General features: G+C 38.0%; 28 protein-coding genes. All 28 read right to left on the reverse strand.

What is annotated here, in order from left to right; translation table 11 throughout:
• Positions 1 to 3 precede the first annotated feature (3 nt).
• The 28 genes from fliQ to dprA all read right to left on the reverse strand — a co-directional run bounded on the left by fliQ (position 4) and on the right by dprA (position 24,521).
• On the reverse strand, positions 4 to 273 hold the full coding sequence (fliQ, locus tag AC4G3N_RS07685; RefSeq protein WP_066100423.1) for a flagellar biosynthesis protein FliQ: 270 nt from the start codon (positions 271 to 273) through the stop codon (positions 4 to 6).
• A gap of 15 nt (positions 274 to 288) precedes the next feature.
• Entirely contained in the window at positions 289 to 954 is a 666-nt protein-coding gene (gene fliP, locus AC4G3N_RS07690; RefSeq protein ID WP_490995877.1) for a flagellar type III secretion system pore protein FliP, read from the reverse strand.
• Complete coding sequence (locus AC4G3N_RS07695) at positions 947 to 1,633, reverse strand: flagellar biosynthetic protein FliO (protein WP_254654688.1); 687 nt, start codon at positions 1,631 to 1,633, stop codon at positions 947 to 949. Before AC4G3N_RS07695 ends, fliP begins: the two co-directional genes overlap by 8 nt.
• 24 nt (positions 1,634 to 1,657) lie before the next feature.
• Positions 1,658 to 2,020 (reverse strand): response regulator, encoded by a 363-nt coding sequence (locus AC4G3N_RS07700; RefSeq protein WP_491089985.1) that lies wholly within the window; start codon positions 2,018 to 2,020, stop codon positions 1,658 to 1,660.
• 16 nt (positions 2,021 to 2,036) lie between these two features.
• Positions 2,037 to 3,263 carry a flagellar motor switch phosphatase FliY gene (gene fliY, locus AC4G3N_RS07705; RefSeq protein WP_139891241.1) on the reverse strand — a complete coding sequence of 409 codons (1,227 nt, stop codon included), beginning with the start codon at positions 3,261 to 3,263 and terminating at the stop codon, positions 2,037 to 2,039.
• Positions 3,260 to 4,252, reverse strand: a complete 993-nt coding sequence (fliM, locus tag AC4G3N_RS07710) for a flagellar motor switch protein FliM (RefSeq protein WP_139891242.1) — start codon at positions 4,250 to 4,252, stop codon at positions 3,260 to 3,262. Before fliM ends, fliY begins: the two co-directional genes overlap by 4 nt.
• Positions 4,253 to 4,297: 45 nt before the next feature.
• Entirely contained in the window at positions 4,298 to 4,714 is a 417-nt protein-coding gene (fliL, locus tag AC4G3N_RS07715; RefSeq protein WP_139891243.1) for a flagellar basal body-associated protein FliL, read from the reverse strand.
• Entirely contained in the window at positions 4,704 to 4,925 is a 222-nt protein-coding gene (locus tag AC4G3N_RS07720) for a flagellar FlbD family protein (RefSeq protein ID WP_139891244.1), read from the reverse strand. Before AC4G3N_RS07720 ends, fliL begins: the two co-directional genes overlap by 11 nt.
• A gap of 46 nt (positions 4,926 to 4,971) precedes the next feature.
• Positions 4,972 to 5,763 carry a flagellar basal body rod protein FlgG gene (gene flgG / locus AC4G3N_RS07725; RefSeq protein ID WP_491089986.1) on the reverse strand — a complete coding sequence of 264 codons (792 nt, stop codon included), beginning with the start codon at positions 5,761 to 5,763 and terminating at the stop codon, positions 4,972 to 4,974.
• An 83-nt stretch (positions 5,764 to 5,846) separates the two neighbouring features.
• Positions 5,847 to 6,236: a TIGR02530 family flagellar biosynthesis protein gene (locus tag AC4G3N_RS07730; protein ID WP_139891246.1), complete on the reverse strand. Its 390-nt coding sequence runs from the start codon at positions 6,234 to 6,236 to the stop codon at positions 5,847 to 5,849.
• An 18-nt stretch (positions 6,237 to 6,254) separates the two neighbouring features.
• A complete protein-coding gene (gene flgD / locus AC4G3N_RS07735) occupies positions 6,255 to 6,890 on the reverse strand; it encodes a flagellar hook assembly protein FlgD (protein WP_225983672.1) in 636 nt (211 codons plus the stop codon).
• An 11-nt stretch (positions 6,891 to 6,901) separates the two neighbouring features.
• Entirely contained in the window at positions 6,902 to 8,227 is a 1,326-nt protein-coding gene (locus AC4G3N_RS07740; RefSeq protein WP_491089987.1) for a flagellar hook-length control protein FliK, read from the reverse strand.
• Positions 8,228 to 8,261: 34 nt separating this feature from the next.
• Positions 8,262 to 8,879 carry a MotE family protein gene (locus AC4G3N_RS07745; RefSeq protein WP_140461270.1) on the reverse strand — a complete coding sequence of 206 codons (618 nt, stop codon included), beginning with the start codon at positions 8,877 to 8,879 and terminating at the stop codon, positions 8,262 to 8,264.
• Positions 8,880 to 8,893: 14 nt separating this feature from the next.
• Entirely contained in the window at positions 8,894 to 9,334 is a 441-nt protein-coding gene (gene fliJ, locus AC4G3N_RS07750; RefSeq protein WP_139891250.1) for a flagellar export protein FliJ, read from the reverse strand.
• A gap of 4 nt (positions 9,335 to 9,338) precedes the next feature.
• Entirely contained in the window at positions 9,339 to 10,649 is a 1,311-nt protein-coding gene (gene fliI / locus AC4G3N_RS07755) for a flagellar protein export ATPase FliI (RefSeq protein ID WP_491089988.1), read from the reverse strand.
• Positions 10,646 to 11,410 carry a flagellar assembly protein FliH gene (gene fliH / locus AC4G3N_RS07760; RefSeq protein WP_491089989.1) on the reverse strand — a complete coding sequence of 255 codons (765 nt, stop codon included), beginning with the start codon at positions 11,408 to 11,410 and terminating at the stop codon, positions 10,646 to 10,648. The genes fliI and fliH overlap by 4 nt, the downstream gene beginning before the upstream one ends.
• Positions 11,403 to 12,422, reverse strand: a complete 1,020-nt coding sequence (gene fliG / locus AC4G3N_RS07765; protein WP_066100433.1) for a flagellar motor switch protein FliG — start codon at positions 12,420 to 12,422, stop codon at positions 11,403 to 11,405. The genes fliH and fliG overlap by 8 nt, the downstream gene beginning before the upstream one ends.
• 13 nt (positions 12,423 to 12,435) lie before the next feature.
• A complete protein-coding gene (gene fliF / locus AC4G3N_RS07770) occupies positions 12,436 to 14,028 on the reverse strand; it encodes a flagellar basal-body MS-ring/collar protein FliF (RefSeq protein ID WP_491089990.1) in 1,593 nt (530 codons plus the stop codon).
• 107 nt (positions 14,029 to 14,135) lie between these two features.
• Complete coding sequence (fliE, locus tag AC4G3N_RS07775; RefSeq protein WP_139891254.1) at positions 14,136 to 14,444, reverse strand: flagellar hook-basal body complex protein FliE; 309 nt, start codon at positions 14,442 to 14,444, stop codon at positions 14,136 to 14,138.
• A gap of 19 nt (positions 14,445 to 14,463) precedes the next feature.
• Positions 14,464 to 14,982, reverse strand: coding sequence for a flagellar basal body rod protein FlgC (locus AC4G3N_RS07780; RefSeq protein ID WP_491089991.1), 519 nt, complete (start codon positions 14,980 to 14,982; stop codon positions 14,464 to 14,466).
• 2 nt (positions 14,983 to 14,984) lie between these two features.
• A complete protein-coding gene (gene flgB / locus AC4G3N_RS07785) occupies positions 14,985 to 15,377 on the reverse strand; it encodes a flagellar basal body rod protein FlgB (protein ID WP_491089992.1) in 393 nt (130 codons plus the stop codon).
• Positions 15,378 to 15,951: 574 nt separating this feature from the next.
• Positions 15,952 to 16,728, reverse strand: coding sequence for a GTP-sensing pleiotropic transcriptional regulator CodY (gene codY, locus AC4G3N_RS07790; protein WP_066100446.1), 777 nt, complete (start codon positions 16,726 to 16,728; stop codon positions 15,952 to 15,954).
• A 132-nt stretch (positions 16,729 to 16,860) separates the two neighbouring features.
• The gene (gene hslU / locus AC4G3N_RS07795; protein WP_066100449.1) at positions 16,861 to 18,276 is read right to left on the reverse strand and encodes an ATP-dependent protease ATPase subunit HslU; all 1,416 of its coding nucleotides are present in this window, start codon (positions 18,274 to 18,276) and stop codon (positions 16,861 to 16,863) included.
• Between the two features lie 16 nt (positions 18,277 to 18,292).
• Complete coding sequence (gene hslV, locus AC4G3N_RS07800; protein WP_491089993.1) at positions 18,293 to 18,835, reverse strand: ATP-dependent protease subunit HslV; 543 nt, start codon at positions 18,833 to 18,835, stop codon at positions 18,293 to 18,295.
• A gap of 38 nt (positions 18,836 to 18,873) precedes the next feature.
• On the reverse strand, positions 18,874 to 19,773 hold the full coding sequence (gene xerC, locus AC4G3N_RS07805; RefSeq protein ID WP_066100455.1) for a tyrosine recombinase XerC: 900 nt from the start codon (positions 19,771 to 19,773) through the stop codon (positions 18,874 to 18,876).
• Between the two features lie 63 nt (positions 19,774 to 19,836).
• Positions 19,837 to 21,141 (reverse strand): FADH(2)-oxidizing methylenetetrahydrofolate--tRNA-(uracil(54)-C(5))-methyltransferase TrmFO, encoded by a 1,305-nt coding sequence (gene trmFO, locus AC4G3N_RS07810; RefSeq protein ID WP_139891257.1) that lies wholly within the window; start codon positions 21,139 to 21,141, stop codon positions 19,837 to 19,839.
• Positions 21,142 to 21,306: 165 nt separating this feature from the next.
• Positions 21,307 to 23,382, reverse strand: coding sequence for a type I DNA topoisomerase (gene topA / locus AC4G3N_RS07815; protein ID WP_066100462.1), 2,076 nt, complete (start codon positions 23,380 to 23,382; stop codon positions 21,307 to 21,309).
• Between the two features lie 269 nt (positions 23,383 to 23,651).
• Positions 23,652 to 24,521, reverse strand: a complete 870-nt coding sequence (gene dprA, locus AC4G3N_RS07820) for a DNA-processing protein DprA (protein WP_066100468.1) — start codon at positions 24,519 to 24,521, stop codon at positions 23,652 to 23,654.
• Positions 24,522 to 24,532 lie beyond the last annotated feature (11 nt).

Raw genomic sequence — 24,532 nt, forward strand, 5'->3', positions numbered from 1 at the left:
AGCCTATCCTACAAACTTCGTTAGATTATTAAAAATGTCAGCCGTGTAAGAGAGCATTTTACTCAGCATCCATGGCCCAAAAAATACAATGCCCAACAAAACAGCAACGATTTTCGGAATAAAAGCTAACGTTTGCTCCTGGATTTGTGTGGTCGCCTGAAAAATACTGACAATTAAACCAATCCCAAGAGCTAGGATCAGTAAGGGAGCACTTATGATTAATACGGTATAAATCCCCTTTTCAGCCAATGAAATTACTGCTTCTGATGTCATCTTTCTCTCACCTGCCTAAAAACTTTGTAATAAAGATTTAACAACTAAATACCATCCATCGACCATCACAAACAGTAAGATTTTAAAGGGTAATGAGATCATGACCGGCGGTAGCATCATCATACCCATGGACATTAGAACACTCGCCACAATCATGTCTATCACCAGAAATGGGATAAAAATCATGAAGCCAATTTGAAAGGCTGTTTTCATTTCACTGATCGCAAATGCAGGTACCAGCGTAGTTAAAGGAATATCTTCAATTGATTCAGGTGTATCCGCCTTAGAATATTCCAGGAATAGCTGTAAATCCTTTTGCCTTGTATGTTTACTCATAAACTCCTTAAAGGGCCCTGCTGCCTTTTCATATGCTTCTTCCAGCTTTATTTCATCCTTAAAAAGCGGTTGAAGCGCCTCATCATTCACTTCAGATAAAACCGGTGCCATTACAAAAAATGTAATGAAGAGCGATAATCCGATCAACACTTGTGTAGGGGGCATTTGCTGTGTCGATAAAGCTGTCCTAACAAAGCCCAGAACAATAACAATTCTTGTAAAACAGGTCATTAAAATTAAAATGCTTGGTGCAAGAGAAAGAACCGTTAATAACAGGAGCAGCTTAACTGATGTAGAAACGGTATCGGCATCCCCACTGCTAAAGAGAGTCATTAAGTCATTCATCTCGGTGTGTTCCTTTCTTGCTTATTTCTTTTGTAATCTGTTTGCGGTCTTCCTTTAGTTGTTTCAACTGTTCATTAAATTGACTTTTGAACGACTTCTCCGTTTGCCTGGAAGTTTTTATTTTCCATTTATCAATGAGCTTGCCTGCAAGGTCCATTGGGGCAATCTGAGTTTCTAATTTCTGATTATGTTCTTCAATTAGCTTGCTGTATTCTTCCTTATCATCAATCACATTGAGTAATTGAACCGAGTCTCCAACACCTACAATGTAGATTTTCTCCCCAACCCTTACCATCTGGACAGAGCGATTTCCACCTAACGGAGTCCCTCCCAGGTTTTCAATAGTTTGGCCGTGCTGATATCCACGATTCTTTTTATTAATGACGCGCAGAAGAATGTACATTAATCCAGCAACAAATAGTAGGGCGAATACCATTCTAAAGATATCTCCAATTGTAATTCCAATGTCATTTGTCTCATTTTCAGCTGAATCAGAGATACTGTTATTATTGGTCTGGTCGATATCCCCTGTCTCTGTCTTACGATCTTTAGTATTGTAATAACTGTCCACACTTTGGCTGCCATTGTCTGGCGCTGCATTTACTGCAATTTCTTTGAATGGTGCAGTAATGGCAAAACACAAAATGAAGAAAAGAATAACCTTTATATAGCTTGGCATCCGTTGCACGTTTACTTCCCCTCTTTACGATAAAGCTTTGCTGATTGCCTCCAAAACTCGGTCAGCTGCAAAAGGTTTTACAATAAAATCCTTTGCACCTGCCTGAATAGCATCAATAACCATTGCCTGCTGACCCATTGCCGAACACATAATAACCTTGGCATTTGGATTGATTCTGCGTATTTCTTTTAATGCTGTAATTCCGTCCATATCTGGCATCGTAATATCCATTGTGACCAAATCAGGATTTGTTTCTTTATATAGCTCAATAGCCTGATGACCATCCGCTCCTTCTCCCACAACATCATATCCATTCTTAACCAGGATATCTTTAATCATCATTCTCATAAATGCAGCATCATCGACTACTAAAATTTTGTGTGACATTCTTTCTTCCCCCAGCTTACTTTAATTTTTTCAGACGGTCAGTTCGGCTAATAATATCTGTAACCCGAACACCAAAATTTTCATCAATTACAACGACTTCTCCTTTGGCAATCAAACGCTTATTCACCAAAATATCGACCGGTTCACCGGCTAATTTATCCAATTCAATAATAGATCCTGATGATAGCTCAAGAATTTCTTTGACGGACCGATTCGTTCTTCCCAGTTCTACGGTTACCTGCAAAGGAATATCCAATAACATATTGAGGTTATTAACCTCTTTTTCATCTAACCGCTGCGTGTGCTCAAATTCAGAAAACGTGGCAGGCTGTACCTGAACCGGCTGGCTATAGGGAGCAGAATTCGTTCCTAGATATTGATTGCTTTGCATATTTATCTCTGTTTTACCTCCCAACAGTGCGTCGTTGATGTGCTCCGCTTGATACGATTGATCAGATGCCGTTTTAGCTACTCTCTCATTACTGGTTCTCACAGTTGGTTCCACTCCACTCATGGAATAGGCAGCTGGTTGATTCTGTTTAATTGTCTCTCCCATCTCAGGAGAAGTTTTCTTCATCAATTCATCTACTAAACTTCTGGCAAAATGCGCAGGCAATAATTGCATGATATAGGAATCTATTAAGTTCCCTATCGTTAATCTAAAAGACACTTTCACAAGCAAATCAGCTTTTGGAAAAACATCATGTCCAGAGCCTTCCATTAAATCTATAAGCTCTATGGATGGAGGCGAGATATCTACACGCTTATTAAAAACAGTCGACATGGAGGTTGCAGCAGAACCCATCATTTGATTCATCGCTTCCTGTACAGCGCTTAGATGAATCTCAGATAAATCCTCAGCTGGAGAATGCCCATCTCCACCCAGCATGAGGTCAGCAATAATAGCAGCATCTGTCTGCTTTATGACCAACAAATTAGAACCAATAAAACCATCTGTATATTCCACCTGAATGGCTACATATGGCTGTGGAAATTCTTCCACTAATTTTTCACTGGCAACTATAGAAACGCAAGGTGTCGTAATATCCACTTTGTGATTTAATAGTATAGATAAAGCAGTTGCTGAGCTTCCAAATGATATATTGCCAATTTCACCAAGAGCATCCTGTTCCATTGATGAAAAATAATCACCTATCGCTGGTGAAGCAGGAAACACTTCCTGATTAGAACTATCTAATAATGCATCAATTTCTTCCTGAGTAAGTCTTTCATTGTTCATCATTCTAAGCTTCCCCCTTTCAAGTTCTCCAATATTTGAATGCCTATCTTCTTATTTACCTTTCCTGCCTGTCCAAGGAATTTAGGAACATCTCCTATGGACAACACGATTGGGCTGTCTATTGGCTGACCTAATTCAATAACATCCCCCACAGTTAGATTTAAGAAGTCTTGGATTAAAATATCAGCAGTTCCCAATTGAGCAATCAGGGGTAACTCTGCTGTTCGAACTTGTTGTTCTATCGCTTGTACTTCATTTGGTTCTCTTTTCTTTTTGTTTGTATGCATCCAATAATGTACAGATAAATTAGGAATAATAGGCTCTAATACTACATGCGGTATACATATATTTATCATCCCGCTAACTTCACCGATTGTAATATTTAATGAAATTACAACCACCGTATCATTTGGGGAAACCATCTGTAAGAATTGTGGATTAACCTCAAACTCTGATAGCTCCGGGTTTATATCGGCTATGTTAGCCCACGCTTCCTTTAGATTCTCAAATGCACGTTCAAATAGATTGGACATAATTTTGGTTTCTATCTCTGTGAGGCTCTCAACTTTATTAAGACTTGAACCTCTGCCGCCTAATACACGATCGAGCATGGTATAAGCGATAATCGGATTAACTTCCATCAAGATTCGTCCATCTAAAGGAGGAACCTCAAAAACATTCATAATCGTCATTTTAGGAATTGAACGTATAAATTCTTCATACGGAAGCTGATCAGCTGTCGCAACATTGATATTGACATACGTGCGTAACTGCGCTGAAAAATAAGTGGTCAGTAAACGAGCAAAATTCTCATGTATTCTTGTTAAATTTCGAATTTGGTCTTTCGAAAACCGTAAAGCTCTTTTAAAATCATAAACTCTTACTTTTCTTTCATTCTCTTCCTTTTTCAATTCATCTGCATCCATTTCACCTGTTGAGAGGGCAGATAATAATGCATCAATTTCATTCTGTGATAAAACCTCGCCAGACAATCGAATCACCTCCGTAGTTTCAGATACTTTTATGTCCGTCGCTTTTTATTGGAGAATAGACGAGGTAGTATAAACTTGAATAACCTTACCTTCCTGCATCAACTCATTCACTTGTTCCTTAAGTTTATTTTCAAATTCCAGTTTGCCCTTTTTATCATTCAGTTGTTCAGCTTTCATCTCAGATAATTCTTTAATGACAATGTCATTTACTTGGAAAATTCTTTTTTCTAATTCCTCTTTTGCCTTTTTACCGTCTGTTTCCATCATATACGTTACTCGAATTAACGTATTATCCGTTAAGTTAGTCGTAATTTCCGGTATTTCAACAGAATATTTAATAACCTCATCAATACTCGGTTCTTTATCTGCAGAGTCGCCTGTGTAATTCATTAACACAACAACCGCGATGATCCCCAGCAAAGAAATAGCTGACAAAAATAAAAGTATTAATTTATTCTTCATCGGTATCCTCCCGGTTCTGCTGATGTCCTAAAACGTTTATGCTGCGATAAAAATGATTAATCATCTGTATAAGTTCTCTTTCCTCAGTTGCGACGATTAACTTTTTTCCATTGGTAAGTGTTATAGTCGTATCTGGATTTGCTTCTACAGACTCTATGAATAATGCATTTAAAAAGTATTTTTTTCCGTTCAATTTGGTTACCTGTATCATAATTGGGAGGGCTAAAGGATTTCTTTAGCCCCTGCCTCCTTTACCATTACCTTTTCAAATTAACTAATTCCTGAAGGATTTCATCAGATGTTGTGATAATGCGGGTATTAGCCTGAAAACCACGCTGTGCCACAATCATATCTGTAAATTCTTCAGATAAATCCACATTTGACATTTCAAGTCGACCTGATGTCAGTTTCCCTCTACCTTCGGTGTCTGCTGTTCCTATGTCGAGTACCCCAGAATTTGCAGATGCTTGAAATGTATTATTACCCGCCTTCGTTAATCCGGCCGGGTTAGTGAATTTAGCTACTCCAATTGTTGCTATAGTGTCACTAGCTCCATTTGCATCGACACCCGTTATTTCGCCGCCCTGTCCAATACTGAAGCTGACTATATTTTGCGGGATAGTGATCTCCTGTTCGTCTATATCTAGAACCTTAAATCCTTCACTTGTCACAAGTGCCCCATCCTGATCTAAATAAAAATTCCCTGCACGTGTATATGATTGTTGATTTCCATTTTTAACTACGAAATATCCATCACCTTCAATAGAAAAATCCAGTGTTCGATTCGTCGTTTGGGCACTTCCCTGTGTATCAACATTATCAATCGAAGCCAGTGAGCTTCCGAGGCCTACCTGAATAGCATTCGTACCGCCCTTATCAGCAGTGGCTCCGCTGGCACCCGAAACAGTTTGGCTCATAGTATCTTTAAATGTAACCCTGCCTTTTTTAAAGCCATATGTGTTCACATTTGCGATGTTATTACCGATTACATCCAATTTTGTTTGGAAGTTTTTTAATCCGCTAATGCCAGAATACATGGAACGTAACATATTATTATTTTTCCCCTTTCAGCTTGGCTGTATCAGTCGATCAACAGCCTGGCTTCCTCTCATGAGGTCCAGCCATCCAGTTTTTATTTTAAAATGATTGCCCCATTAATATTTGTGAAAATTTGGGCTCCCGCTTCGTCTCTATCCATTGCAGTAATGACCGTATTATTTTTTGCATTTACAATGAGGGCTGCATGATCCATCAACACCAATGAATCATTTAAACCCTTGCGCCTTGCTTCAGCCAATTTTACTTCCAGCTGGCCCCATTGATGTTCATCTATCTGTAAATTTCGTTGTTGGATGCGCTGTTGGGCATGCTTGCTGATTGTAATACCTTTATTTGCAGCGTCCAGTTCAGGCCTAAGAAAGCTTTCAAAAGAATCATTTCCACTTTTCATTTGGTTTTTTTGCGCACCTTTAAGTGGATTGGCAATTGGCACTTGTGGCCTGAATATAATTTTTTGATCCATTGACTTCGCCTCTTATCTTTATCCTACTTTAATCAACTGATTGAGAAGCAGAGAGGTTTTCGCTTCATCATTCACCTCTAGTTTAACTTTTCCGTCTCTTTGAAAGACCGAAGATACTTCTGCCGTGTGTTCTTCCCCTTTATCATCCAGCCAAGTCACTTGTTTCCCTATTAGACGACTCGCTTCGGCAAGATTATTGCCCTCTGATAGCTGATTTATGGAAGAAATATTTGCAGGCTCTAATACAGTCCCGTCTTCTAGAATAAATTTCACACTCTCATCAACAAATTGGATGGATTTCACAACACCCTTTCCTTCCACAACCTCCGTGTCCCCACCTTCGTTATCTGGGTTGGCCAGTTTATGATAGGTCACTTCCTGCCCCACAAACTGCGAATAGGTGATTAATAGATTTTGATTTTGTGAGTTCACAAAGCTCTCTAACGTCGTATTCATATTCGTCATTTGCTCAAGACTTGAGAAGGTTGCCATTTGCGCTATAAAGTCCGTATCGTCCATTGGACTGGTTGGATCCTGATTTTGTAGCTGTGTCAGCAATAATTTCAGAAAATCATCCTTATCCAGGTTATTTTTTACTTCCCTCGTTTGATTCTGTAAGGAACTATATAAAAGACTTGTATCAATCGTTGTCAAAATGACTCCTCCTATATTTCCTGATTAATGATTGATTCTTCCAGAACACTTGAAAATCCTGAAAATAATTCTTCATCATGATCCCTAACATTTTGATCTTCTTGATGTTCATGCTGATTTCTTCTCTCTTCCGAAGGAGATTCTTCCTGGAAGTGCGTATCCTGTGATTGTTCTAGGTCTATTTCGTCGAAATCAATTCCCTGTGCAGCCAATGAAACTCTTAGTCCTTGAATCTGAGATTCTAATAGCTCTTTTCCTTTTTGTGTATTGGCAATAATTTTGGCTACCAGCTGGCCGTCTTTTTGTATTAATTCAATTTGCAAGGTACCCAGGTTCTCCGGTGTCAATCGAACAAATAATCTTTGAACACCATTTTGGTTAGTAAAATTCGATTTAGATAAGAGAGATTCAAATGATTTAATGAATTCATCTGCACCTACTGCTTGTCCACCTTTTTCAAGGGTCAAGACAGGACTCTGCTGCTGTGTTTGTAACTGAAGGTCTCCAATCATCACTGTTTGGTTTAACGGAATATCTGCACTTTTAGCAGACATAGGATTGAATCCGACAATGGAACCACCATTTTTGAAGTTTAATGAATAGGTTTTAGATTGCAGATTGTATGTGTTCATGCCTATATCTCTTAATGAAGCAGGATTGTTTTTTACATCAGACAGAATTGGTTTTTTTGTTTCATCCAAGGCTGTCAATTTGTATTTCCAGTTCATTAAAAGAGCATCTAATTGACCAACATTTTCTGCTCCTTTTTGATTGAACGTATGCTTATGGCTCATCACAACCAATTTTCCGAAATTCAACAGAGTAAGAAATGCATTTCTTTGATTATTTGTTAAACCTTCAAATGGTTTTGCTAACCCATTAGTTAATATGCCATTAAGTGTTTCAATATCATCTTCAACAGGAGGCAATTGAGTAAAATCGATCTCCTTAAATGTATCGTATGAATCCAATAAATTCCTTAATGCCTCTTTAATTGCTTCAGAAGGATTTTCACCCAGAAGCTGTTGAATAAACTCTGATTCTGGAAGAGCTTCCTGGTTATTGGTTAGCAGCATATTTAACAGCTCAAATGCTCCTTCCAACTCTTCAAGTCCCTCTTTTTCCAGGAAACTCAAAGTATCATCTACTTCAACTCCATCATGCAGTATTTCATATACTGGATCCTCTGTTTTCTCTGCTTTGTCCAAGCTCTTTTCATCTTGGAGCATTTTATGAAAAGATTTATCCTGAGATTTTTTATTTATTTGCACTTGGTCATTAGGTAAAGCAGTTGTTTTTACAAATTGGTTGTTAGGCAATACACCCATCTGATTCATTTATTCACCTCCTTTCAATCTTTCTGCTTTCCCCTTAAGAATCCTCAGCACCATTACTTTTCTCGGCCGAGATTTTTTCCATTAATACGGCAGCTTTTTTAGCTTCCATCTTTTCCATAATGTCAGCCAAGGCTTCTGTAGTAATAGAGGATAGGATTTTCACCGCTTCTTTCTCATTCATTTCTGCTACTATTAAGGCCGCCTGTTTGGGAGCCATTTTCTCATAGGTATCAATGATATCTTTTGAGGATCTTGAGTTTTGTTCTTTTTTTTGATCTAATTCTGAAATCGTCTGTTCCAGTTGCTCTACGGATAACTGACTGCGCTTGAGTTCAATCTCCTTGTTATCCAGCAATTTTTCAAGACTTTCCGTTTCTTTCTCTTTATCCTTAAGCTCTGACTTAAGACTAGCAATTTCTTTCACATAATCCGCTTGATTTGTTTGATTTGTCTGTTTTTCTGCCTTTTCCTCACTCTCACCTAAAAAGGGAATATTTTCAGCAAGTTTTCCAGCTTGTTCCCCTATACTTTTACCTGAGAAAGTTACGGTGATTACCAGAATTCCAGCTATGAATATCAGAACAATCAATATAGTAAGGAACAAATTCAGTTTACTAAATCCTTTGTTTTCCTTTTCTTCCATACGATCCAACTACTACGCCTCCATCATGAACGGCTCATGTATTGTTGAATAGATATTTCATCCATTTGCCGATTTTCTTCGTATTTCATTGTATTAAAATATCTTTGAAAATCTTTCTCTTTGATTTTCTCGTATTTTTTAACCTCTACATTGCTTTCTATCAGAAGCTGGTGATAAAAGTGCATTTTAGATCGTGTATCCATCACACGCTTTTGATAATGGGCAATCATCTTTTCATGATTATCCAAAAAATGCTGATTATATCTGACCTGCTGTACGGACAATCCCTGTTTTAATTGTTCAGATTGTGAATCCAATAACTCTTCTTTCTTTTTCAGCACTTGATAGAGATTTTCGGCCTCTGATTCAAACTCTTTTACAGCTTCTGTATATTTTGACTCTGAATCATTCTTTTCTTTTTCTTTTATCGTTAATATTTTTTCGAATTTATACTGATAGTGCATTGAATCATCCACCCATCTCTACTAATAAGTGCAGTTGTTCGATACTTTGCTGTTTCGTCACTTTTTCATTTACATCCTGTTTTAAATAATCAATGATTGCAGGATATTTAGTAATAGCTTCATCAATGATTGGGTTGGAGCCCTTTTTATAGGCACCAATATTAATTAAATCTTCTGCTTCCATATAAGCAGCTAAGGATTGTCGTACCTTTTCAGCTGCTTTAGCATGAGCCGGTTCTATAATATGAGCCATTATTCTGCTGATACTTTTTAAAATATTGATTGCTGGAAACTGTCCCTTATTAGCAAGGTCTCTGTCTAAAACAAAATGTCCATCTAATATCCCACGTACTGTATCAGCAATAGGTTCATTCATATCATCACCATCTACCAATACCGTATAAAAGGCTGTAATCGTTCCCTTACTGTTCGTTCCAGTTCTCTCTAGCAATCTTGGCAGAATACTGAAGACAGATGGAGTATACCCTTTAGTTGTCGGCGGTTCCCCAACAGCCAGACCCAATTCTCTCTGTGCCATAGCAATCCTTGTAACCGAGTCCATCATCAGCATGACATTCATCCCCCGATCGCGAAAAAACTCAGCTATGGCTGTTGCCGTATAAGCAGCCTTTATTCTCATTAAGGGCGGCTGATCTGATGTGGCCACAACTACTATAGATCTTTTTAATCCAAGAGGACCTAAATCTCTTTCGATAAATTCTCGGACTTCTCTCCCACGTTCACCAACAAGAGCTATCACATTTAAATCAGCTGTCGTATTCCTGGCAATCATTCCTAATAATGTGCTCTTTCCTACTCCGCTTCCCGCGAAAATTCCAACCCTCTGACCTTTTCCAACCGTTAGTAAACTATCAATCATGCGGACACCTGTTTCAATTCCCTCATTAATGGGCGGACGTGACATTGGATTTGGAGGATCCTGCTCCGTTGCTGTAGAGGATAAACCGTATGGAAGTGACCCTCCATCAAGTGGGTTTCCGATAGCATCAAGTGCCTTGCCTATTAAACCTGTTCCTACTTTGATCTCGAGCGGTTTACGAGTCGCCTCGACAATAGAGCCGGGTGCTATCTCACTTACAACACTATAGGGCATTAAAATGACAATCTCATCCCGGAATCCTACTACTTCAGCCTTTACCTTGTTCTTTTTGCCGGTATGGATCAAGCATACATCTCCAATTGAGCTGGCCGGCCCCTGAGACTCAATCATAAGACCTACCACTCTTTTAATTCGCCCATATCTCTTAAACGTATCGAGAGTATCAATTTGATCTATTAATTGAGAGACTTTCATGAGAGGTCCTCCTCAAGGATTTCCTGAAGCTTAATTCTGATTTGTTCCAGCTGTTCATCCACACTTGCTACCAAACGTCCATTGGATGATTCAATTACACATCCATTTCCTTCTAACTCATCATTCGGATAGATATAAAACTCTGTTTCTCTTGGAAATAAGGACATTAATTCTTTTTTATGTGTTAAGACAAAAGAGTAATGAAGCGGAGGAATATGTAGTTCAATATTTTTATATTCTCGCGCTTCCTTAATTGCTTTTTTCACAATAAATAAATAATCTTCCTCATTTTCGTCTAAGTGCTGATTCATAATTTTTTCAGCTACCTTTATTCCGAGGTTGAGGATGGTAAACTCAGACTTTTCCACAACAGATTGGTATTCTTTTTTAGCTTGGTTCATTGTCTCTTGTGCAAGGTTCAGCATGTGCTGATATTCTCTTTTTGAGTCCGAAACACCCTGTTCCTTACCAATGAGATACCCTTCCTGTCTGGCCTCTTCAATGAGAATTTGTTTTTCCTTATCCCATTGCTTTACTTCTTCCTGTATCTTTAGATAAACTTGATCAGCCTGTTTCTGAGCTTCTAAAACAATTGCCTCAGCTTTTTGATTGGCTTCCATCAAGAGCCGATTTAGATCAGAAGCTACTGACTCTTCTTGAAAAAGGGACTCATTCTGTTCATTCATTATTTTTTTAATCCGGATTATTTTCTTCTCTTGCGCATGTGTTTCTGTATAATGGGACTTTATAATTCTAGACAATAATGTCATCTCCCCCACCACGGGCTAGGACGATTTCACCGGCATCCTCAAGGCGTCGAATAATCGCAACAATTCTTGACTGCGCTTCTTCTACATCCCGTAAACGAACCGGTCCCATAAATTCCATCTCTTCTGTAAATGTATCGACCATCCGTTTGGACATGTTTTTATAAACAATTTCCTTAACCTCTTCACTGGCGACTTTAAGAGATAGCATTAAATCTTCGTTTTCTACATCTTTAATCACCCTTTGGATGGCTCTATTATCCAAGGTGACAATGTCTTCGAATACAAACATTCGTTTCTTAATTTCTTCAGCCAATTCAGGATCCTGTATTTCTAAAGCATCCAAAATGGTTCTTTCTGTTGAACGATCAACACCATTTAACACTTCTACAACGGCTTCAATTCCACCGGTTTGCGTATAGTCTTGCGTAACAGTGGCAGATAGCTTTCGTTCTAGAATTTGTTCTACCTCATTGATGATTTCAGGCGAGGTGCTGTCCATTAAGGCAATCCGTTTCGCTACATCTGCCTGCATATCCTGAGGAAGCTCTGATAAAATCTGTCCTGCCTGTCCCGCTTCCAAATAAGATAGTATTAAGGCAATCGTTTGAGGATGCTCATTCTGTATAAAATTCAGAATTTGGCCCGGATCTGCTTTTCTGACAAAATCAAAGGGCTTCACCTGCAGAGATGATGTTAAGCGATTGATAATGGCCTGTGCCTGGTCACTGCCCAATGCTTTTTCTAATACAGTTTTGGCATAACCAATTCCACCCTGAGAAATGTAATCCTGTGCCAGCGCAATCGTATGGAATTCATCTACGATGTCTTCCTTCTCTTTTGGGCCTACCTTTCGTACGCCTGAAATTTCTAAGGTCAGCTTTTCAATTTCCTCTTCCGATAAATGCTTATAAACATTTGCAGATACATCCGGCCCCATTGAAATGAGCAGGACTGCAGCCTTTTGTTTTCCCGTTAGACCACTTTTTTTATCTCTGATAGACATGTCTTCTTACCCCCTAGTCTTCCGTAATCCATGATCTTAAGAGTTTCGCAAATTCATCAGGCTTTTCTTTCGCCAATTTTTCTAGTTGCTTTCTTTTAACAGTGGCTTCTGATTCTGCTTCGTCTTCAATATCGGCTACCAAAACAGGAGGGATCGGTTCTTCATATTGTTCTATCTCAATTTCTTTATTTTTTCTGGATTTGATAATAAAAATCAAAAGCAGAATAATCGCTAAACATAATACACCGCCAATTACATAAATCCACCACGGAGTACTGTTTTCCTGCTGTTCGTCAAATGTAACTTTCCCATTAAATGGCTGGATGGAAATCGCAATTTTTTCCTCTAATTGATCATCTGTTAGAGGATTTTCATTTTCTGATTTATCGATACTTGTTCGCACAATCGTCCCCAAAATATCTCTTATATCAGTTATTCTTTCTTCTGGGAGAGAGTTGGTGTCATTAGCATCAGGTGGTTCAACCATAACCTGAATCCCCAAATCTCTTACTTTGTATGGAGATTCACTAATCTCTTTACGTATTCGGTTAACCTCTGTGTTTACTGTTTCCTCAGTCTTCTCATAATCACCATTTCCATTTGATCCTTCAAGATACTGCGATCCCAGTGAGTCTGAAGGATCTTCAGTAACAGGTGTACCGCCTTCTGCTCCTGTTTCGCCTGTATAGCTCTCTGATAGTTTTTGGGCACTGATCGTCAGGCCTTCCATATTCTCTTCATCCACGGGTTCCACAAGATTCTCTTCTCTATTTTCTTGGGTAAAATCCACATCAGCTGTTACAGAAACAACAACTTTATCGTTACCCATGATCGTTCCAAGCATACTTTGAACTCTGCGTTGTATATCCTTCTCAATCTCTTTCTTTATTTCATTTTGGGATGCAAAACTATCCGTACTATTGCTGCCACTATTATTTAAATCAAAGTACTCAAAGTATTGATTCATAATGACGATATTATCTGTAGGAAGATTTGGGACGCTTTTTGATACTAAATGATATAAGGCTTGTATTTGCTTCTCTTCAAATTCCTGTCCAGGCTTTGTATTTAATACTATGGAAGCCGAGGCCTCCTCTTTTGTATCACTAACGAATACCCCCTTATCAGGGAGGGTGAGAATAACCTCAGCACCTTGAACTCCTTCTATCCCTTTAATAAGGCCTGCTATTTCATTCTGCATAGCATCCTGTTTAATGACATTAAATTCATTATCAGTCATACCAAAGCTTGCATTTTCACTGAAATATGAATAATCTATGCTTCCTGACTTCGGAATACCCTCTGCAGCAAGCTCAACTAGCAACGTATCTGCCATTTCACTTGGAACTAGTATCGTACTGCCATTATTAGCGATTTCCGACGTGATTCCTCTGCCATCCAGATTCTCTTTTATAGATCCAGTTTCTGTTGGTGAAAGATCACTATATAGAGGAACGAGCGTTGTTCTTGAAGTAAGAAAAACAACCGCAGCAGCAATTAGTATTACTGCAGCCATCATACTGATATAGAGTGTTTTCTGTTTACTTGAACGGCTCTTCCAAAAATCTTTTATTTGATTTCCAATTTTTATGAACGTTTCCTTCATCGTGATCCCCCGAACTTAGCTTTTGCATCAATATTAACGTCCACAGAGACTTCCCTGTCATATGTAGGGAATATTAATTTCGTTGGGACAATGCATATATTATTTTTCTACATGCTCATTCTCATTATTTCCTGATAAGCTTCGACTGCTTTATTGCGGACTTCCATAGCCGCCTGCAGCGTTATACTCGCTTTTTGGGATGTAATCATTACATTATGCAAATCAACATTTTCACCAAGTGCTAATTTTTGTGTCATCGTAGCTGATTCTTGCTGAGTCGTATTAATTTCTTCAATAGATTTCTTTAGGACGGACGCAAAAGAGTTTTGAGATTCGTATGGTGTAGTATTGGGTGAGTTAGGTAGTTTTTGAGTAAAAATTGAAGAAACAGAGTTGTTTAATTGAATTGGTTCCATCCCTTATAGCCCCCTAATTTTATTTTCCTATTTCAAGTGCTTTCATCATCATCCCTTTGGATGCATTGAATACTGTAATATTCGCTTCATATGACCTTGTTGCACTGATTAAATCAACTGTCTCACGCAATGGATCAACATTGGGCATTTTAACGTACCCCGTTTCTGGATCAGCATCTGCATGGGCTGGATCATAGACCAGTTTATAATCGGGCTCCTCGATATAACCAGCTTCATTGGCTGCCTGATTGCCAGGGTCGTAAACCATATTGACATCTTCCTTAATCGCAGCAACTCTAACACCATTACCAACAGAAGAATTATTTGTTTTATTCATAGCTGTATTCAAAAAATTAGAAAACCCATTATCCTTTGTTTGCAATTCAATTGATTTCCTTTGATAAGGTTGCCATTCACCATCAACATACTTGCCTCTTGTTGTTTCAGCGTTGGCCATATTGGATGAAATCACATCCATACGCAGTCGCTGTGCTGTTAACGCACTGGATGTAATGTTCATGCCAGTGAACAAACCCATACCTACTTACCTCCCTGTATAACACTTTTTAATGTTTGAAAATTGCCATTCAGCCGTTCAATCAATGCATTGTAATAGATTTGGTTAGTAGCCAAATCGCTCATTTCACTATCCATATCCACACTATTTCCTGTACTATTATAATTCCAACTGTTACTGGTTACTTGAATGGCACTGCTTCCTGTTTTCTCAAATTCAAAGTGCCTGCTATCGGTTTTAAAGGATTGATTATTTATTTGTGCTGCTTGATCTAATTCAGATTTAAAACTCACATTTTTTGCTTTATAGTTAGGCGTGTCGACATTTGCAATATTTTGGGAGATAGCTTTTGATTTTAATGACGAGTAATTCAACCCTTGTTCAAGCAAGCTGACTGTGTTGGAAAAAAGCTTCATTTTATCACCCTTTCATACTTAAAGAGAGTTTTCCCTACTCTATTAGTTATTCATTTACTACGACAAATCCTTCTATATATTGAACATCTATCCAATATACTACTATATTCACTATTATTTTACAGAGTAATATTACATATTTCTTTATTTTAAGTATAAATAAGACAAAATAGTCACATTTATAAATTATTTGTCATAATTTATATTAAAGAAAATTAACATAAAATGATAAGTACAATAGTCCTATTTTGACCAAGAAAAATTAACTTTTTTTATTTTTTATGGTTTATTTTTGAATTTACCTGGCTATTTTCACATTTTGTTCAAATTTCAACTAACAAAAAAACGAACCCATTTTTAGGAGTTCGTTTTTTTTCATTACTAATAGAAGTAAATAAAGTTAGTTTGAAAACCCTTCATTGATTTCCCATTATTAAGTAATAAGAGTGCAATAACATTACTATCAACATCTTACGTTAATTGTAGTGATGTTAATTACGTCCAACCGGCTTCTTTTATCCAGTAACAAAAAAACCGAAGTCACTTTTTGACTTCGGTCTATCTATTTGCTGTATTAGCGTTTTAATCCTTCAAGCTCGTTTAAGAATTTAGCATTCAATACTTTGATATAAGTACCTTTCATACCTAAAGAGCGAGATTCGATAACACCGGCACTTTCTAACTTTCTTAATGCGTTAACAATAACAGAACGCGTAATTCCTACTCGGTCAGCTATTTTGGAAGCAACCAATAAACCTTCATTACCTTTTAATTCTTCAAAGATATGCTCAATAGCTTCTAATTCACTGTAAGATAATGAACTGATAGCCATTTGAACAACAGCCTTGCTTCTAGCTTCCTCTTCAATCTCTTCTGCCTTTTCACGCAAAATTTCCATTCCAACAACAGTAGCACCGTATTCACCTAGAATCAAATCATCGTCAGCGAATTTTTGTTCTACACGGGAAAGAATTAATGTACCAAGGCGCTCACCGCCGCCTACGATAGGAATAATTGTAGTCCAGCCTGATTTGAATAATTCTTTGTTTTCTACAGGGAAAGCTGTATATTCGCTTTCAACATCAAGATTGGAAGATGTTTCTTTAATATTGAAAAGATTATTTGTATACTCTTCAGGAAATTGACGATCTTCGAGCATTTTTTTCATACGCTCATTTTCAATTTGTTGGTTTATTTGAAAACCAAGTAATTTTCCTCTGCGGCTAACTACGAAGATATTCGCCTGAATTACTTCGCTTAAGCTTTCAGCCATTTCTTTAAAATTAACTTGCTTTCCGCCTGTTTGTTGCAGCATCGAGTTTATTTTTCTTGTTTTATTCAGTAAATCCATTGTTTACTTCCTCCTATAATGTCTTCTTTTATGGATATTTATCAAGTTTATTGAGTGAACAGGATAATGGAAAAGAGTAAAATGTAACTAATTAGTTGTACCCTTGAGCAATAATCTGAAACATCAAACTACTTATAATATAAACTCACTTAAGTCTTTATTTTTAGATATTGCGCCCAGTTTTTCATCCACATACTTAGGGGTAATCATAATATGCCCCATAGAAATTTCAGGAGCTTCAAATGATAAGTCCTCTAAAAGCTTTTCCATAATAGTATGTAATCTTCTTGCTCCAATGTTATCCGTGTTTTGGTTCACTTCAAAGGCAACCTCGGCTATCCTACGAATAGCTTCGTCTGAAAATTCAATTTCTATACCTTCTGTTTCTAATAATGCTATATATTGTTTAATCAAAGCATTGTCAGGTTCTATTAACACTTTATAAAAATCATCCACAGATAATTTTTTAAGTTCTACTCTGATTGGAAAACGACCTTGCAGTTCAGGAATAAGGTCAGAAGGCTTTGCAATATGGAAAGCACCTGCAGCAATAAATAACACGTGATCCGTTTTAACAGTACCGTATTTCGTTACGACTGTCGAACCTTCAACAACAGGAAGAATATCTCTTTGGACTCCCTCTCTCGATACGTCTGCTGAAGAGGCACCGCCGCTCTTACTCGCTATTTTATCGATTTCATCAATAAAGATGATACCAGTCTGTTCAGCTCGTTCAATAGCTACCTGTGTTACCTCATCCATATCAATCAATTTTTGCGCTTCTTCATTTGCCAATACCTTACGTGCATCTTTAATAGCTAGTTTTCGTTTTTTCTGCTTTTTAGGCATTAGATTACTGAATGCATCCTGCATATTCATACCCATTTGTTCCATACCGGATCCCTGAAGCATATCAAACATAGATGGGGGCTGTTCTTCTACCTCTACAGTAATTACTTCTTCTTCTAACTCACCTTTTAATAAACGCTCTTTGATTAATCTGCGTTTTTCATATATATTTCTTTCATCTTCCTGATTATCTTGATCAGATGGATTGGAAGTATCACCTGAACCGCCGAATATCATCTCGAAAGGATTTTTAAAGGAAGACGACTTTTTGCCTGAAGGTACTAACAATTCTACAATTCGATTGTTAGCATTTTCCAATGCTTTATCTTTCACTTCCAGCATTCTTTCTTCTTTTACAAGTCTAACAGAAGTTTCAGCTAAATCACGCACCATGCTTTCTACATCACGTCCGACATAGCCAACTTCTGTGAATTTTGTTGCTTCCACTTTAATAAAAGGGGCTTTAACAATTTTAGCAATTCGACGAGCTATCTCAGTTTTCCCAACACCAGTCGGTCCAATCATAAGGATATTTTTCGGTACAACCTCATCACGCATGTTTTCTTTTAAGAGACCGCGTCGATACCTATTTCTTAATGCTATAGCGACTGCTCTTTTAGCATCCGCTTGCCCAATTATGTATTGATCCAATTTCTCAACTATTTGTCTCGGTGTTAGATTTTTGATGTCCTGTTTCATTATGACCCTCCTTTGTTCATAGCTCTTCCAAAATAATATTAGAATTCGTATATACACAAATTTCAGATGCAATTGTTAACGAAGCATGAGCAATTTCTCGGGCTGTCATATTTTCACCGGAAAAACGTTTCAGGGCACGTCCAGCGGCCAGCGCATAATTCCCACCGGAACCAATCGCCAATATACCATCATCAGGCTCAATCACTTCTCCGGTACCTGAAATCAGCAGCATATGATTGGTATCCATTACGATTAACATAGCTTCAAGCTTACGTAAAACTTTATCGCTTCTCCAGGATTTAGCAAGTTCAACCGCTGCACGCTGTAAGTTTCCATTATATTCATGTAACTTACTCTCGAACATTTCAAATAATGAAAAAGCATCCGCAACTGAGCCTGCAAAACCGGCTAACACTTTTCCATTAAATAATTTTCTCACTTTTTTTGCAGTGTGTTTCATTACAACGGCATTTCCCATTGTTACCTGACCATCACCAGCCATAGCACATTCCCCATTATGTTGCACTGCAAAAATGGTAGTAGCATGAAATTGTTCCATAATACAACTCTCCCTTACTAAAATTAAGGCAAATATCTTTAAGCTCTCGGATGGCTGTTTCTATAAACTTCTCTTAGTCTTTCCTTACTGACATGCGTATAAACCTGCGTCGCCTGTATGGAGGAATGACCGAGAAGTTCCTGTACAGAGCGTATATCCGCACCGCTATTTAATAGGTGTGTCGCAAAACTATGCCGCAGCATATGTGGATATAGATGTTTATTAACGGAAGCTTTATCTATAATATTCGTTAAAATATACCGAACACCCCTTGGAGTTAAAGGGTTACCTCTTTGGTTAACAAACAGAAACGTGTGCTGTTGTGAAGATTTTTGTATCAATTCATTTCTGGGTCCTTCAATATATTCCTGCAATGCTTTTTTAGCATGTTCACCAAAAGGAATATAACGATCCTTCTTCCCCTTCCCATGAGCAAGAACAGTCATAAGAGAAAAATCCAAATCCCCCAGTTCCACACTGCAACATTCACTTACCCTCATACCTGTGGCATACAAAAGTTCTAATATAGCCAAGTCCCGCTTTCCTATGGTCGAAGTATGATCGATAGCTGAAAATATCGCTTCCATCTCTTCTTCATACATAAACCTAGGCAGCCTCTGTTCCTTTTTTGGCAATGAAAGCATTGCAAATGGATTTTCATCCACCATATTTTCCCTCATGAGAAACTTATAAAACGATCGTAAGCAAGATATTTTCCTGCTGATACTTCTTTTAGACAAATTACGTTCAGTGAGATTCGTAACATATAATCGAGCATCGGGATATGTGACTGTTTTCAAACTGGAAATAACTTGTTCACTCATGAACAAGAAAAATTCCTCTATATCCTGTTTGTAATATGCAATAGTATATTTTGAATAGTTTTTTTCGATTTGTAAATACTTTATATAAAATTCTAAAGAAGTTCCATTATTCAAAAAAGTCACTCCTTATCAAGGGCTACTAAATACTAACATATAATAGTAACCCTTGCAATTATTTTACAAACTATTCAAAAAGTTCCGAATTGTTTGTAAAGCACGTTCAGCGTGAGCTTCAGCTCGTTCTTGTTTGGATTTAATTTTCCTTCCTAAATCCGGGAATAAGCCAAAATTAGCATTCATAGGTTGGAAGTTTTTAGAATTGGTTGAGGTGATATAGTGAGCCATGCTTCCCATTGCTGTTTCCTGAGGAAAGGTTAATGGTTCCTGTCCTGAAGCCATCCGAGCTGCATTAATACCTGCAATTAAGCCTGACGCTGCCGATTCTACATATCCCTCTACACCTGTCATTTGACCTGCGAAGAATAAATTAGGCTTTTCTTTTAGCTGATATGTAGCTTCCAGCACTTTAGGCGAATTGATAAAGGTATTTCTGTGCATAACACCATATCTTACAATTTCAGCATTTTCCAGACCTGGAATTAATCTAATCACTTCTTTTTGCGGGCCCCATTTTAAATGAGTTTGGAAGCCAACAATATTATACAATGTTCCAGCTGCATCATCCTGACGAAGCTGCACAACTGCATACGGTCGTTTTCCCGTTTTAGGATCTTCAAGGCCAACCGGCTTCATCGGGCCAAACAGCATGGTTTTCTTTCCTCGCTTTGCCATCACTTCAATAGGCATGCATCCTTCAAAGAAAATTTCCTTTTCAAACTCTTTTAACGGAACAGTTTCTGCTTCAATTAGCGCGTCATAAAAAGTATTAAATTCCTCTTCAGTCATTGGGCAATTTAAATAAGCTGCTTCCCCTTTATCATAGCGTGATTTCAAATAAACTTTGTCTAAATCAATACTGTCTTTTTCAATAATCGGTGCAGCCGCATCATAAAAATAAAAATAGTCCTCTCCTGTTAATTGGCTGATTTCACGTGATAATAATTCACTGGTAAGAGGCCCCGTCGCAATAATCGTTATCTCATCTTTTGGTATTTCCGTTAATTCCTCATTATGAATCGTTACATTCGGATGATTTCTTAATGTTTCTGTTACTCTGCCTGCAAACTCATGGCGGTCAACAGCCAGTGCTCCTCCAGCCGGTACAGAACAGTGATCTGCAGAATCAATAATAAGTGAGTTTAATTGACGCATTTCCTCTTTCAATACTCCAACCGCATTGGTTAAAGTATTTGCTCGCAAAGAATTGCTGCAAACCAATTCAGCGAACTTATCTGTATGATGTGCCGGAGTTTGTTTCACAGGTCTCATCTCATATAAATCAACCTGTATGCCTCTCTCGGCCAATTGCCAGGCCGCTTCGCTGCCAGCTAATCCGGCACCTACTACTATTACTCTTTGCATTATGTATACCCTCCAGCTATATTTATTACGTAAATCGTTATATCATGTAACACATTTAAAAACAATATGTTTTATAAGTCATACGTATCTGTTATTAAAAAGTTTCAGGATATTTCACGTATTTTATTGAGATTTAAGAAGGAAGAGCCTCAGCTCTTCCTTCCTTTAACTTTGTGGTTCTTCCTTATAATTGCAATCAAGACATGTAACTTGAATGCCTTTTTTAAGTTTTTTCTCAACTAACGGTCCTTGACATTTTGGACAAGGTCGCTGTATTGGCTTATCCCAAGAAATGAATTCACAGGCCGGGTAACGATCACAGCCATAAAAGATGCGGCGTTTTTTGCTTTTTCGTTCAACGATATTGCCTTCATGACATTTAGGACATTTCACACCGATTTCTTTGACAATCGGCTTGGTATTCCGGCAATCCGGGAAATTACTGCATGCAGCAAATTTTCCGTAACGTCCCATTTTATACACCATCGCCGATCCACATTCCTCACATGATTCGCCTGTTGGTTCATCCTTTATTTCGATTTCTTTCATCTCTTCTTCAGCCTTGGCTAAATCCTTTTCGAACTCTTTGTAGAAATGATCGATAATATTAACCCATTCAACTTCACCATCTTCTACATTATCCAGTTCGTTTTCCATTTTAGCTGTGAATTCTACGTCCAGGATGTCAGGGAAGAATTCACTCATAACTTCAATAATAATCTCGCCAAGCTCTGTCGGAACAAAGCGCTTATTATCTAGAGCTACATACCCTCTCTTTTGGATAGTGTCAAGTGTTGGCGCATAGGTTGATGGTCTGCCAATGCCTAATTCCTCAAGGGTTTTAACCAGCCTTGCTTCTGTATAACGAGGAGGCGGCTGAGTAAAATGTTGATTTGACTCGATGTCCTTCGAAAATACAACATCCCCTTCTTTCAGATCTGGCAGTAAATTTTCCTTTTCTTCATTATTATCATCATTGCCTTCAATATATACTTTCATAAAACCGGCAAATTTTACTTTTGACCCATTTGCTCTGAATACGACATCACCGTTTTTTAAATCTACGGCCATCGTATCCATAATGGCAGGCGCCATCTGGCTGGCAACAAATCGTTCCCATATTAATTTATATAAGCGGTATTGGTCCCTGGAGAGATATTGCTTCATCATAGAAGGTTCCCTGATCACCCCGGTCGGCCTTACTGCCTCATGGGCATCCTGTGCTCCAGATGTTTGCTTATCCTTCCTTTGGGTCTTTGGTAAGTACTCTTCCCCAAACTGAGATGTAATCCATCCGCTTGCTTCTTTTTGAGCAGTTTCTGAAATCCTGGTAGAGTCCGTTCTCATATACGTAATCAGACCCACAGTTCCTTCTTTGCCAATCTCAATACCTTCATACAGTTGCTGAGCAATCATCATGGTTTTCTTTGCTCTGAAATTAAGTTTACGAGCTGCTTCCTGTTGCAGGGATGATGTTGTAAACGGAGGAGCTGGATTACGTTTTCGCTCCTTCTTCGTTACCGATTGTACTAAGAATTCGTTTCCATTTAATTTTGAAAGTATATTATTTACATCGTCTTTGGATTGCAACGGAACTTTCTTGCCATTCAAAGATTGAAAGTTAGCTTCAAAATCCTTCTTGCCTTTCAGAAACGATCCATTAATGGACCAATACTCTTCCGGTTCAAATGCCGCTATTTCTTTTTCACGATCGATAATTAGACGTACAGCAACGGATTGAACACGTCCGGCACTTAGGCCTTTTTTTATTTTTTTCCATAGAATTGGGCTTATGCTGTATCCCACAATACGGTCTAATACTCTTCTCGCTTGCTGTGCATCTACCAGATTCATTTTAATAGGCCTTGGATGTTTAAATGACTCTTTAATTGCGTCTTTTGTTATTTCATTAAATACGACACGGCAATCAGAGCTTACATCCACACCGAGACTATGAGCTAAATGCCACGCGATTGCTTCCCCTTCTCTGTCGGGGTCAGCCGCGAGATAGACTTTCTTAGCTTTTTTTGCGGCTGTCTTTAAATCTTTTAGTACATCACCTTTACCGCGAATGGTGATATATTTCAATTGATAATTGTGTTCAAAATCTACACCCATCTGGCTCTTCGGTAAATCACGTACATGGCCCATGGATGCTTTCACTTTATATTTTTTTCCTAAATATTTTTCAATGGTTTTCGCTTTAGCAGGCGATTCCACTATAACTAAATAATCCGCCATTTCTTTCCTCCTTAAGAGGGTATCATTCTCTATATTCATGCATGTATGATTATGAAGGTTTAGATTTACTTCTGTCAATGGTATGTTCTAATGATTTTTTTACTATTAACAACAATCAATATAATCTGAATAATTACCCTGACCAAAAAACCTTGTCTGAAGCACAATGTATAACAGAAATTATAATTTTGCAACTTAAAGAGTTTTAAAATAGCCTAACTAACAAAATGGTAATCTTCATCCATCATGTCCCGAAGCTCTGTTTAATGTCACCACTCATAGAGAATGTCATTCGCATGATTGATTAATTTGGCACCCTCTTTAATCAGTTCATGCGGACCTGCAGACAGTTCAGAAAACACACTTCCCGGTACCGCATAGATATCTTTACCCTGTTCTAATCCATGCTGGATTGTGATAAATGTCCCACTTCTTTGTTTTCCCTCTACCACTAGTATCGCCCGTGATAAACCACTAATAATTCTGTTTCTCATAGGAAAATGCCAGGGTTCCGGTTTCATGATGGGTGGATATTCAGACAATACTACACCATTTTTCATAATTAATTCAGCAAGTGCTGTATTTTCCTTTGGGTAAATATTAAAAAGCCCACCACCAATAACAGCTATAACCTTTCCACCGCTTTGGAGAGCTTTAATTTGTGCATGTGAATCGATCCCTCTTGCTAATCCACTTGCAATACATACATCCGCCTTAACTAAATCGGGAATTAGATAGTTAACCATCTTTTTTCCGTATTCAGTAGGGGCACGGCTACCTATTATGGCTAATATCCTTGAATTATGCAAGAGTTCAAGATTTCCTTTGCAATATAAAATCCATGGTTGTTGATAAATAACAGAAAGTTGTCCGGGATATAGGTCATCGAGGAATGTTATACAACGGATGTGGTTTTTCTCATATATAGAAGGCATTTTTTGAAGATCTTCATTGTGGAGGTCTTTCATGAATAAGGAGATTTTTGACGAGGGTAACTCCAATGTTTCCACCCAATAACGGTAGGGCTGATCATACATCTTCTGAAGGTTCGGATCATCTTTCAATATGCGAAATTTAGCTTTCCAACTCATACCCCGACAATGATCCAGGTGCACAAGCCTATTCTTCCATTCATCCATAACAGCTTCAC

This window comes from Bacillus sp. z50, from assembly GCF_058313585.1.

Excerpts from the sequence above, each read along its gene's own strand:
- fliQ (WP_066100423.1), bottom strand. The coding sequence starts at position 273 with ATGACATCAGAAGCAGTAATTTCATTGGCTGAAAAGGGGATTTATACC.
- fliP (WP_490995877.1), bottom strand. The coding sequence starts at position 954 with ATGAATGACTTAATGACTCTCTTTAGCAGTGGGGATGCCGATACCGTT.
- AC4G3N_RS07695 (WP_254654688.1), bottom strand. The coding sequence starts at position 1,633 with ATGCCAAGCTATATAAAGGTTATTCTTTTCTTCATTTTGTGTTTTGCC.
- AC4G3N_RS07700 (WP_491089985.1), bottom strand. The coding sequence starts at position 2,020 with ATGTCACACAAAATTTTAGTAGTCGATGATGCTGCATTTATGAGAATG.
- fliY (WP_139891241.1), bottom strand. The coding sequence starts at position 3,263 with ATGATGAACAATGAAAGACTTACTCAGGAAGAAATTGATGCATTATTA.
- fliL (WP_139891243.1), bottom strand. The coding sequence starts at position 4,714 with ATGAAGAATAAATTAATACTTTTATTTTTGTCAGCTATTTCTTTGCTG.
- AC4G3N_RS07720 (WP_139891244.1), bottom strand. The coding sequence starts at position 4,925 with ATGATACAGGTAACCAAATTGAACGGAAAAAAATACTTTTTAAATGCA.
- flgG (WP_491089986.1), bottom strand. The coding sequence starts at position 5,763 with ATGTTACGTTCCATGTATTCTGGCATTAGCGGATTAAAAAACTTCCAA.
- AC4G3N_RS07730 (WP_139891246.1), bottom strand. The coding sequence starts at position 6,236 with ATGGATCAAAAAATTATATTCAGGCCACAAGTGCCAATTGCCAATCCA.
- AC4G3N_RS07740 (WP_491089987.1), bottom strand. The coding sequence starts at position 8,227 with ATGAATCAGATGGGTGTATTGCCTAACAACCAATTTGTAAAAACAACT.
- fliJ (WP_139891250.1), bottom strand. The coding sequence starts at position 9,334 with ATGCACTATCAGTATAAATTCGAAAAAATATTAACGATAAAAGAAAAA.
- fliI (WP_491089988.1), bottom strand. The coding sequence starts at position 10,649 with ATGAAAGTCTCTCAATTAATAGATCAAATTGATACTCTCGATACGTTT.
- fliG (WP_066100433.1), bottom strand. The coding sequence starts at position 12,422 with ATGTCTATCAGAGATAAAAAAAGTGGTCTAACGGGAAAACAAAAGGCT.
- fliF (WP_491089990.1), bottom strand. The coding sequence starts at position 14,028 with ATGAAGGAAACGTTCATAAAAATTGGAAATCAAATAAAAGATTTTTGG.
- fliE (WP_139891254.1), bottom strand. The coding sequence starts at position 14,444 with ATGGAACCAATTCAATTAAACAACTCTGTTTCTTCAATTTTTACTCAA.
- AC4G3N_RS07780 (WP_491089991.1), bottom strand. The coding sequence starts at position 14,982 with ATGGGTTTGTTCACTGGCATGAACATTACATCCAGTGCGTTAACAGCA.
- flgB (WP_491089992.1), bottom strand. The coding sequence starts at position 15,377 with ATGAAGCTTTTTTCCAACACAGTCAGCTTGCTTGAACAAGGGTTGAAT.
- codY (WP_066100446.1), bottom strand. The coding sequence starts at position 16,728 with ATGGATTTACTGAATAAAACAAGAAAAATAAACTCGATGCTGCAACAA.
- hslU (WP_066100449.1), bottom strand. The coding sequence starts at position 18,276 with ATGAAACAGGACATCAAAAATCTAACACCGAGACAAATAGTTGAGAAA.
- hslV (WP_491089993.1), bottom strand. The coding sequence starts at position 18,835 with ATGGAACAATTTCATGCTACTACCATTTTTGCAGTGCAACATAATGGG.
- trmFO (WP_139891257.1), bottom strand. The coding sequence starts at position 21,141 with ATGCAAAGAGTAATAGTAGTAGGTGCCGGATTAGCTGGCAGCGAAGCG.
- topA (WP_066100462.1), bottom strand. The coding sequence starts at position 23,382 with ATGGCGGATTATTTAGTTATAGTGGAATCGCCTGCTAAAGCGAAAACC.
- dprA (WP_066100468.1), bottom strand. The coding sequence starts at position 24,521 with ATGGATGAATGGAAGAATAGGCTTGTGCACCTGGATCATTGTCGGGGT.